Raw genomic sequence first — 10,613 nt, 5'->3', positions numbered from 1 at the left:
TCATTGCGATCAGCGATCGAGACGGCTGGCACCGGGAAAAAGCGGTTGCTGGCCAGCATGGCGCCGTTCACGCCAAAGATGGTGATGCCCGCCACCTGGTCAAACGAATCGCCGATTACGCTCAGGCGGTCATGGATGGCTTTTTGATTCGCGCTGATATGGGCGTCGTCGCTGTCGGCGAGCATTTCCACAATACGCGTCGCGATTTCGCGGTTGAGGTCGAGCACCTTGACAGCTTGTTCGTCGGCGACACGGGCCACACGGTCGGCGATATCGTCGGATTCGCTCATGCGGCGCTGGTAATCGTAATAACCGTAGCCGAGCAGGAACACGATCGGGAAAAGAATCGATGCCGCCAGCACGACCAACAGCATCCGCCGGGTCGCGGCAAAATTGCGCAATGGCAATGGCAAGTCGAGTGCGGAATCTGAAGAGTGCAAAGCGTCAGGGCTCCAACGTTGGGTTCGCTTGGCGCCAGGGTGGGTTTGATCGCGCTCAGGGCGGTCCTGCCAGCTGTTAGCGCCTGGCAGATTCCGTCAGCCCGATTCCCGGGGACAAGCGAAACATCCAACCCTGTTACTGCGGCTTTGACATTGTCCCACTACCATTTGGTGATGCAGTGGTCGAATTATTATTTGCGCTGGAACCATTGCTCTTCATATTGGGCGAGGAGCCGGTTCCCGTTCCCATTCCGCCGCCCACTGCATTGCCGCCCGGCGCACCACTCATTCCAGCCCCGTTTGAGCCGCCCGCATTGGCTCCGCCCATCCCACCGCCGCCACCCACGCCCGCGCCACCGGCCGATCCTCCGCCCGCTGAGCCGCCTCCCGCACTGCCGCCGCCTGCCCCACCTCCTCCGCCCGCCTGCGCGTACACACCACCCGCAACGCCCGAAAGACCAAGCACCAGCGCAGACACCAAAATCTTCTTCGATACGTGTTTCATTACAGCCTCCTTGAACTACCGTTGAGTGCGTTGCGCAGGACTTAAGTCGCAACGCTCGCCCTCAATCCAGTGCAAGGGGCATGCCGCGCAAGCAGCTATTCGATGGGCGGTAACGCTTGCCTGGCGGGCGTTCCGGGCAACGCGCGCCAGCAGTAGTTGTGACCTTGGATTGGTCCTTTGACCAGCTTTTGCCCGACACGTCGAATGGTTTCGGGCCGCATAAAACAAAAAACCGGGCTTGTCAGCCCGGTTTTGTCATGTCGAAGTACTTCGGTTTTACCAGCCTTGTTGCTGGTAATAAGCTTGCTGCGGCGGCGGTGCGCACGGTACATAAGCACGGCGGTAGTTGTCGAAGCAGTATCCCGGGGGCGGCCCAGGTTGCGCGTAGACCGGCTGTGCATAGACGGGTTGCGCATAGACCGGCTGATACACCGGCTGTGCATAGACAGGTTGTGCGTACACCGGCTGAGCCACAGCGGACCCCACCAATGCGCCGATCACCGCACCGCCCAGCAACGCGCCGACAACCGCGCCGCCGTCTCCGCCACCCCCGTGTGCGGACGCCTGACCCGAGATGGCAAGACTTCCGGCCAACACCAACACTGCAGCTACGCGTTTCATTTTGAGTTCTCCAGATCCCGTGGTCGGGACTATGGAAGTGATCTTATGCGGGTATAGAAGAAATAACTGATGCAGTTGGTAACGGATCATTTCAGCGGATACATATTCATCGGCCGATTCGACGAGCGAGGCCTGGGAAAGGCCCCGATCATCCTTCACGCTTCGGTCGATGCCCGCCGCATGGCCCGCTCCACCGCGCCGGTCTCGCCGTGCGGCACGAAGATGTAGCCCTGTCCCCAGACCGTCTGGACATAGCGCGGGTCGGATGGATCGGCTTCGAGCAAGCGCCTGAGCCGCCATATGGACACATCGAGACTACGGTCCCTGTAGGACCCCGCCTGACCGCGCAGCTTCTCGTTCAACTGTGCACGCGTGAGCACGACCATCTCGTTTTTCACGAAGATTTTCAGCGTCGCGAATTCGCCGGAACGCAATGGCACACGTTCGCCGTTGTGACGCAGTTCGCGCGCGGCAAAATCGACTTCGTAGGGACCGAAGCGGTAAGGCGGCCGGTCCTCCGGCGCGCCCGGCGCTGCCGCGTCGCGACGTCTAAGGACCGTACGGATGCGGGCGAGCAGTTCGCGCGGATCGAAGGGTTTGGCCAGGTAATCGTCGGCGCCGAGTTCGAGGCCGATCACGCGATCGATCACATCCGAGCGCGCTGTCAGGAAGATCACCGGGATGTCGTCGCCGGCCGCACGCAACTCGCGCAACGCACTGATGCCGTCCTGCTCGGGCATCATCACGTCGAGCACGACAATGGAGGGCCGCTCGACGTCAAGACGTCGTTTAAGGCCTGTACCGTCGTGCAGCACCGAGACTGCAAGGCCGTTGCCTTGCAGATATTCGCGAACGAGGTCGCGCACTACGGGGTCGTCGTCGACGAGAAGGACATGATGGGTCATGCGATTCATTTTAAGACGCCGAAGCGCCTTTTCGCGACACCGATTCCTTTCCGCTTCTTTCATCGAATTGCACGGCAAGGAAGTGTTCAAACCGTCTGATCAAAGCGCTTACCCGCCCGGGTCAACGCGTACGGGCTTTTCAAGGCTCTCCGACCGGTCATTTTTGCGGGAGTTTTGGGTAAGAATCGGTAACCATCTTTGAGTAGATGAAAAACCGCACTTTTACGATGCCAGCTAAAATTTCACCATGACTACTTCCGTATTGATCGTCGACGACGACCTGGCCGTGTGCGACCTGCTGAGCCGCTTCCTGAAAACGCGCGGGCTCGACGTTTCCGTCCTTCACGATGGCACCGGCCTGCGGCGGCGTCTGGAATATGCACGCCCTTCCATCGTGGTGCTCGACATCATGATGCCGAACATGGACGGCATCGCTGCACTTCGGCAGGTGCGGGCCGCCGGTGACGACATCCCCGTGATCTTCGTCACCGCGCGCGACAGCGTGACGGACAAAGTGGAAGGGCTGGAGCTCGGCGCGGATGATTACCTGGCCAAACCCTTCGATCCGCGCGAATTGCTCGCCCGCATCGACACCGTCTTGCGGCGGCGCGCGCCAGCGTCCACGGGACGCCCTGAAGCCTGCGCGAGCGAACGCTTCGGCCGTTTCGAACTCGACTTCATCACGCGTGCGCTGGTGAGCGGCGACGAGCGCATTCCCTTGCGCGACAGCGAATTCGCGTTGCTCAAGGTGCTCGTACGGCATCCATACAAAGTCTTGTCTCGCGTGCTGATCCACGATCTCGTGCATCGCGACGACAGCACCTTCAGCGACCGCAGCCTCGACGTGCCAATCTGGCGGCTGCGCAGAATTATTGAGGAAGATCCGGCCAGTCCACGTCATGTGCAGACGGTGCGCGGCCAGGGTTATGTGTTCATTCCCGATCCCGACGGTACACGGAACACAAACACAGCGACGCAGCCGGCGTCCGCCTCGCCTGATCGGGCGTCGACGGTATGAGAGTCCTCGGCACGGCGCGAGATCACGGTTCGCGCGGCAGCCAACGCGCCCGCACCGGCTCGGGACGTGACGGGTCGGATCGTACCGGGTTAGCTCGCGTCTGGAGCCGCAACCGGTCGGGTCGCGGCAATCCGTTCAACACGCTGTTCGGGCGCATGGCGCTCATTTCACTGGTCGTGCTGTTTGCCGTGCAGGCCTGCTGGTTCACGGTGCTCACCGTACAGCGGCCGCATCACGACGCGGAAGGTTACGCGCGTGGATTGATGCTCGTACTGGCGGCCGCCAACGACGACGCGCGTCAAGGCGTGCGGCTCGCACCCGCCTTGAGCGTGCAGCTGGTGCTGTCATCGAACCTGCCTGAAGGCATCACGTTGCGCGAGCCCGACAACGGTCCCGTCGTGCATTTGTTGCGTGAGTTGAGGAACGTGCTGCCGCCGGGCACGCGACTCGCCGTCGATGGCCCCAGGCACGCGCAGCGTCTTTGGGTGCGTTATCCGAACAGTCCGAACTGGATCGTGACGCCGGTCGACCTGCCACCCCCGCCGCCTATCCTGATTGAATCGGTGGGTATGTTGCTGGCCGCCGTGATCCTGTCGCTGGTCGCGGCGTGGCAACTGCAGCGGCCGTTGTCGCGCGTGGCGCAAGGCGCGCGTCAGTTCGGCGCGGGCGAGCGGCCGGTCCCGGTAGACGAGCGCGGTCCGCATGAGCTACGCGACCTGATCCGCGCGTTCAACCAGATGATGCGGCGGATCAACGACGCCGACGACGAGAAGGCCGTCATGCTTGCCGGCATCGCGCACGATCTGAAAGCACCGCTCACGCGCCTGAAGCTGCGTGCGAGCGTGCTGGTGCAGGACGACGCGGAGCGCGCGCATTTCATTCGCGACATCGACTCCCTGACGCGCATCGTGCAGCAGTTCCTGGAGTTCGCCGCGAACGTGCCGACGAGCGGACCGGCTATCAACGTGGACGATTTTCTCGCGGAGCAGTTCGCGCAGGACGAAGCAGAAGACGCTCCCCTGTTCCGCCTCGAGCTGGGCGCCGGCAAGACATTCCACTTGCCGCGCACCTTGCTGGACCGGCTGGTGACCAATCTGGTCGATAACGCGCTGGAACACGGCGCCCCGCCCGTCGACATCAGCACAGGCAAGCGCAATGGCGAGTGGTTCATCACGGTACGCGATTACGGCGACGGGATTCCGCCCGAGCGTCTGGACGATGCCCGCAAGCCGTTTGTCCGCCTGGACCCGGCGCGCGCGGGCGACGGTCATTGCGGACTGGGACTCGCTATCGTCGGACGCCTCGCGCACGAACTTGGCGGGCGCTGCGATATCGGCAACGCGGCCGACGGTGGCCTGACCGTGCGGATCGTCATTCCCATGGAAGAACCCGTCCGAGCAGGCTGCAGCGCGGCTTTACACACCGCCGGTGTGCCCGAAGCCGTCATGGCTTCCTGAACACCGCCTGTTCGAGTTCATCGAAGTTGAATGGCTTCGGCAGCAATGTCGCGCCACTCAGCTCGTCGCCAAGCTCAGCCGCAATACCCGTCCCGTAACCCGATGCCAGCACCACATGCACACGCGGCTGCATGCGCTTCATTGCGCGGGCCAGGTCGAGGCCCGACATGCCGGGCATGCGGACATCGGTAAGCAGGACATCGAACAATTGCTGCGCGATCAGGTCGAGCGCGGCCTGCGCGCTGTCCACCGCCAGCACTTTCGCGTCGAGCAACTCCAGCAGTTCGCGCGTCGCTTCGCGGGTGTTGGCGTCGTCCTCCACTATCAGGACGCGTAGAGGTTGAGGCTGGGCCTGAGGCATTTCGGGCGCATCCGGCGTATCGGGCGCCTCATAAACCCGCGTGCGAAACATCCAGCGCACCTTGCGGGCCAGCGCGTCCCGCCGATACGGCTTGCTGATCAATGCCACGCCCAGATCGAGCCGGCCACCGTGCACGATCGCGTTTTCCGTGTAGCCCGACGTAAACAGCACTTCCAGCGCCGGCAGCATTTCCTTCGCGCGCCGGGCGAGTTCGACGCTGCGCATCGGTCCCGGCATCACGACGTCGCTGAACAGCAAATCGACGTGCACGCCGCTTTCAAGCACACTCAGCGCGCTCTGGGCATCCACGGCTTTCAGCACTTGATATCCCAGCTGGGTCAGCATGTCCACGGCGGTCGCGCGCACGTCCGGATCGTCCTCCACCACCAGAATTGTTTCCGTGCCGCCCGTTACCGGATCGTTCGCAGCCTGTACGCGCACGGCCTCGTCTTCCATCGAGCGCGGCAGATAAAGCTTGACCGTCGTACCGTGGCCCGGCTCGCTATAGAGCTTGATATGGCCACCGGTCTGCTTCATGAAGCCGTAGGCCATGCTCAAGCCCAGGCCGGTGCCCCGGCCTTCGACCTTGGTCGTATAGAAGGGCTCGAAGGCGCGCGTCAGCGTCTCCGGCGTCATGCCGCAACCTGTATCGGAGACGGCAACCATCACGTACTGGCCGCTCGCCAGATCGTCGTGATGGCGCGTGTACTCGTCGTCGAGCATTGCGTTGCCCGCCTCGATGGTCAGACGGCCCGCGCCGTCCATCGCGTCACGGGCGTTGATCGCCAGGTTCACGATCACGTTCTGCAAATGGTTCGGATCGGCCAGCGTGTTCCATAAGCCGCCCGACACCACCGTTTCCAGTTCGATGGTTTCGCCGAGCAAGCGGCGCAGCATGTCGTCGGAACTGCGCAGCAGCCGCGAAATATCGAGCGCCACCGGTTCAAGCGGTTGGCGGCGCGCAAACGCCAGCAATTGCGACGCGAGTTTCGCACCGCGCTCGACCGCTTCGTGCGCACTGGTAAGGCGCCGCGTCAGGGCCTCATTGCCGTTCGATTCCTGCACCGCGAGTTGCAGGTTTCCGCCAATCACCTGCAGCACATTGTTGAAATCGTGGGCCACGCCGCCGGTCAGCTTGCCGACGGCTTCCATTTTCTGCGATTGCGCCAGCGCGGCCGCCGTTTCGCGCTGCTCCGCTTCAATCGCCCGCAATGCCGCGAGCGCCTCTTCGACGCGGCCCTCCAGCGTCTCCCGATGCTGTTCGAGCGCCTCGCTCAAGCGCTTTTGCTCTTGCAGCGCGGCATCGAGCGAACGCACGCCAAGCACGCGCTCGGTGATATCGCGGGAAATCGATACAAACCATTCCACTCCGCCAGGCTCGTTCACCGGCGCCACCGAGACGTCCCAGTATTTCGGTGTGCCTTTCGCTGTCGGGCAGAGCGCTTCGAAGCGCGAAGGACGGCCATGCCGCGCGTTATCGATCGCGTCGGCCAGCAGATGCCGCGATTCTTCCGGCCATAGCGACGCCCACGGCTTACCCTTGAGCGGCGCGAAGTCATCGATTTCCATCAGGCAGATGCCGTTGGCATTCATGAATTCGAGCGTACCGTCGAGCCGCAGGATCTTGATGCAATCCGTGCTGCCGTTCAACACGCTCAGGAAAAACCCGCCGGTATCGAGCGAAAAGGCTGGTTTTTCATCGGACTGACGATCCGTGGCGGGCGGGCTTTCCGGCTCGGGAGCGGCCGGTATGGCGCCATGAAAACCGAACGGCTTGTCGGCTGGTGTCGCAGGGTCGGGTTGCTGGAGCGGCGCCGGGATGCTGTACGCACCCGTGTCGTCGAGACGTGCGATCACGGGATCGGGACTAGCTGAGTCGGTCATGAATCTGCACTGAAGAGAGAACGGCGAGGACAGCGCGAAGTATTTTTCAAGTCGATGCGCTGCAACGTGATCGGAACTAGCAAGCAAGCATTGCGCCAGTTCGGGAACGTGCCCGCGCGCGTGGCCGAGGCTTTTGGAGCGCCCCCTTCACGCGGCTATCGCCCCACGGCGTTCACATAACACGTGTAAAAACCGACCCGGAGACAGGTAGTTATTGCTTAGTGGCCCAATTCAGGCCTAATTCCGAGATGGTTTCAGCGTGATTTCGAAGACACGGGTAGAGTCGATCACCACGCGAATTTGTTAGGCGGACAGTGCGTGAACGGACGGGTATCAGAGCGTATGGATACCCATCCTTCGTCACGATGTCCGTCCCTGGATCAGGAAATGCACGCGCCGTGCGCGCTTCTTGCTCAACCAACCACTTCGCTCCCCGGTTCATCGGCGCCTGTCACGCATATCGACCGGATCGCCGATCGACCCATTCTCGTCAGAAGTTTTGCGACACGTAATTCTCGTCATGGATAACCCGCCGCGCGCGCTGCGACGCGGCAACATGGAGACGCCTCATGCCCCAAGCCACGACGCAGGCCGTTCAGTCGACGCGCTTTTCCTCCCCGTTTGCCGCCGCCGTTCACGAAGGCCTCACGCACGAGCCGCAAAAAGAATTGCCATCGATGTATTTGTACGACGAGGTTGGCTCCGCCTTGTTCGAAGTCATCACCGCGTTGCCGGAATATGGCGTGACGCGTGCTGAGGAGCGTGTATTGAACGCCCATGCCGCCGATATCGTGGCCGCGTTGCCGCGAAACGTGACCGTTGCCGAACTCGGCAGCGGCAGCGGCCGCAAGACGCGGCGAATCCTGGAGGCGCTGTGCAAGAAGCGGCCGACCGAATACTGTCCGATCGAAATTTCGCCCACCGCGTTGCAATTATGCCGGCGTGAGCTGGGCGATATCGAACGGATTTCGATCGTGGGCTACGAGCGTGACTATCTGGCCGGGCTGGCTGAAGTCAGTGCCAATCGGAAAGAGGGCGATGTTCTGCTCGTGCTGTTTCTCGGCAGCACGATCGGCAATTTTGCGCGGCTGGCAGCCACGCGGTTCTTGAAGTCGATTCGCGGCATGCTCAAGCCGGGCGATTCGTTGTTGCTCGGGATGGATTTGCTCAAGCCGCTGGAGGTGCTGATTCCGGCGTACGACGATCCTATTGGCGTCACGGCCGCCTTTAACCTGAACCTGCTTGCGCGCATCAATCGCGAACTGGACGCGGACATTCCGCTGGACGCGTTCGAGCATCTTGCGCGCTTCAATCCCGATGCCCGCAGCGTGGAAATGCATTTGCGTGCGAAGCGTCCAGTGAGCGCGACCATTCGCGCGGCGGGATTGACCGTGGAATTCCGCGAAGGGGAGACGATCTGGACGGAGAGCAGCCACAAATATCTTCGTGAGGAGGTGGGGCCGTTGGCAGCGGACGCGGGATTCGAATGCGCGGCGCAGTGGCTGGACGAAGAATGGGGATTTGCCGAGAGTTTGCTGGTGGCAAGGTAACGCGGTTCGTTATTGGCGATACCTGTGGCGCCCCGGGCTTGTTGAAGCCTGGGGATTTCGGGTTGACGTTGTAGTCTGATGGACGGACACGACGCGACGCGAATGTCAAGAAAGCGAGTTGCGTGAAAGTCTCCAGGCAATGCTCAGTATGACTTACCGATATGTTACCCTGACAAACCCACCTTCCAGGCTTCACCGATACGACCGAAATCTTCGTTCACGTCTTTGAAGAACAATCAATGGACGATGAACGCGATTTCGCAAGACCAATTTGTATTCCTAAGCTTGGCGGCACGGCGGTACAGTCACCTCCACGAGCGCGCCCATGTATTGTGCTGTCGTCCTGGTGGCCCCGTCCCGGCATGCCGGACGCGTTGTGGGCAATCGAACATCCACGCGGCGGCGCTGTGTTTTGCGAACTTCCAAAAATGGTGGCGCCCGGTCACACCTTTGAAAATGGACCGGTATATCTGCTTTTGGGTGAGCACTGGAGCCGCCATCGAGGATATGGAGCTGTGCATATCCTGGAGGGACACTGGAAGGAGATCAAGCTGTCTACAAAAGCGGTGTCTCCGGACAACGTGACGGCTGTATCAGCGTTTGTCGCGCGGGTACTGACTCGTCGCGCCAAAATTCATTGCGAGTTCGCCAGCACGCGGGGGAAACACAAACCCATCGTGGTCAAAGGTGGAAACGGTAGTGTAGTGCTGGAGCCGATGGTCGACCGGAGCAGCCGCGAATTCTACTATTCAGTCGTAACGGCTTTTAGAGATACAAATGCAAAGGGCCCCGAGATAGGGACCCTTTGATAGCTGGAAAACGGCAGGCGGAACACCCCCTTAGCACAAAGGTAGTCGGGGACTAGCGCAACTTTTTACTCTACGCTACCACTGCCTCAGAATCCCGGATGATTCTGTGCCCAATTGAGTAGACCCGTACGTTCCGGAAAGGCCTCCCAAAGGTTCTTGCAACCAGCTTTCGCAGTCTAGCGCCCTCACACCCCGAGGTCAAGATTGAGGAGCTTCCGGCCGCCGAAAGAAGGTAATTTGTACTTGCTCACGGACGTTCAACTTAGGAAATTCAGAACCAAAACTCGTCCAGGTTTCTCTCAAAAAAACCCTCAGTGCTGCTCAAACCGCTCAAAGCGCTTCTCGATATACCGCTCCTCGCTGACCAGATCCGTGACCCGCGCATGCGGCGGCCCTCTGCGCAGCCATTCGAGCATCAGGTCGACCTGGTTCGCCGGCCCTTGGATCATCGCTTCAACCGATCCGTCCTCCAGGTTGGCCACCCAGCCGCGAACACCCAGCGCATGCGCCCGGCGCACTGTCGCGTGGCGGAATCCGACTCCTTGCACCAACCCCTTCACGTGCACGTAATACGTTTCTATTCGAATATCCAGGTCTGGACTCGGCATGTTTGCTTCTCCCGATTAGTGCTGATTCGTCACGCCGCCCTATTTATGCCGAAGGCACATCCGGCGAACGTCAATAGGCCGCATTTTAGACAAGACCAGAAAAACCGGCAGCACCTATGGGATTACTGGCCTCATCCAGCACGAAATCAACACGCGGCACAAAGCAGTCATCAACGCACCGCTTCGCCTTCACCCCAACCGGAACGGCTGCGCTCCATCGGCCGCGTTTCCACCCGCTCGCCGCACCACCGCTTCGCGCGGCAACGTCACTTCGAAGACCGTGCCGTTTTCCGCGTCTGAACGTACTTCCACTCGTCCACCATGCATCTGCGCAATCTCGCGCGTGATGTAGAGCCCAAGTCCAAGCCCGCCGGTTTCCTGCTGCGGCTGTCCCGACCGATACGGCGCAAAAATGGTCGGCAATACATTGACGGGAATCTCGCCTGCGTTTTGAA

Annotated in this window: 10 protein-coding genes and 1 pseudogene; 4 read left to right on the top strand and 7 right to left on the bottom strand. The window is 61.2% G+C overall.

Annotated features, from left to right (window positions below; translation table 11 throughout):
- The 4 genes and pseudogenes from FH08_RS0132735 to FH08_RS0132720 all read right to left on the bottom strand — a co-directional run.
- Positions 1–374 (bottom strand): annotated as a pseudogene (locus tag FH08_RS0132735) (hybrid sensor histidine kinase/response regulator); the annotation flags it as partial.
- A gap of 202 nt (positions 375–576) precedes the next feature.
- The gene (locus FH08_RS0132730) at positions 577–945 is read right to left on the bottom strand and encodes a hypothetical protein (RefSeq protein ID WP_031362413.1); all 369 of its coding nucleotides are present in this window, start codon (positions 943–945) and stop codon (positions 577–579) included.
- Between the two features lie 276 nt (positions 946–1,221).
- Positions 1,222–1,566 (bottom strand): hypothetical protein, encoded by a 345-nt coding sequence (locus tag FH08_RS0132725; protein ID WP_031362412.1) that lies wholly within the window; start codon positions 1,564–1,566, stop codon positions 1,222–1,224.
- Between the two features lie 155 nt (positions 1,567–1,721).
- Entirely contained in the window at positions 1,722–2,471 is a 750-nt protein-coding gene (locus FH08_RS0132720; protein ID WP_031362411.1) for a response regulator, read from the bottom strand.
- A gap of 247 nt (positions 2,472–2,718) precedes the next feature.
- Between FH08_RS0132720 and FH08_RS0132715 the strand changes: the two genes are divergently transcribed.
- A complete protein-coding gene (locus tag FH08_RS0132715) occupies positions 2,719–3,489 on the top strand; it encodes a response regulator (RefSeq protein ID WP_031362410.1) in 771 nt (256 codons plus the stop codon).
- A 155-nt stretch (positions 3,490–3,644) separates the two neighbouring features.
- Complete coding sequence (locus FH08_RS0132710) at positions 3,645–4,946, top strand: ATP-binding protein (RefSeq protein WP_051888714.1); 1,302 nt, start codon at positions 3,645–3,647, stop codon at positions 4,944–4,946.
- On the opposite strand, the gene FH08_RS0132705 is transcribed toward FH08_RS0132710, so the two are convergent.
- Positions 4,933–7,191 (bottom strand): response regulator, encoded by a 2,259-nt coding sequence (locus tag FH08_RS0132705; RefSeq protein ID WP_051888713.1) that lies wholly within the window; start codon positions 7,189–7,191, stop codon positions 4,933–4,935. The genes FH08_RS0132710 and FH08_RS0132705 overlap by 14 nt on opposite strands.
- A gap of 569 nt (positions 7,192–7,760) precedes the next feature.
- Between FH08_RS0132705 and egtD the strand changes: the two genes are divergently transcribed.
- Both egtD and FH08_RS52075 read left to right on the top strand, forming a co-directional pair.
- The gene (gene egtD / locus FH08_RS0132700) at positions 7,761–8,741 is read left to right on the top strand and encodes an L-histidine N(alpha)-methyltransferase (RefSeq protein ID WP_051888712.1); all 981 of its coding nucleotides are present in this window, start codon (positions 7,761–7,763) and stop codon (positions 8,739–8,741) included.
- A 239-nt stretch (positions 8,742–8,980) separates the two neighbouring features.
- Positions 8,981–9,550, top strand: coding sequence for a hypothetical protein (locus tag FH08_RS52075; protein WP_152602971.1), 570 nt, complete (start codon positions 8,981–8,983; stop codon positions 9,548–9,550).
- Positions 9,551–9,861: 311 nt separating this feature from the next.
- Here FH08_RS52075 and FH08_RS0132690 read toward each other — a convergent pair whose 3' ends face one another.
- Positions 9,862–10,158: an acylphosphatase gene (locus tag FH08_RS0132690; protein WP_031362405.1), complete on the bottom strand. Its 297-nt coding sequence runs from the start codon at positions 10,156–10,158 to the stop codon at positions 9,862–9,864.
- 189 nt (positions 10,159–10,347) lie between these two features.
- Positions 10,348–10,613 (bottom strand): sensor histidine kinase (locus FH08_RS0132685; protein ID WP_031362404.1); only part of this gene is annotated, 266 nt, incomplete at its 5' end.

It is taken from the genome of Caballeronia sordidicola (assembly GCF_000729995.1).
Classification (GTDB): Bacteria; Pseudomonadota; Gammaproteobacteria; order Burkholderiales; family Burkholderiaceae; genus Caballeronia; species Caballeronia sordidicola_A.
This window is presented reverse-complemented; position numbering and strand designations above follow the sequence as displayed.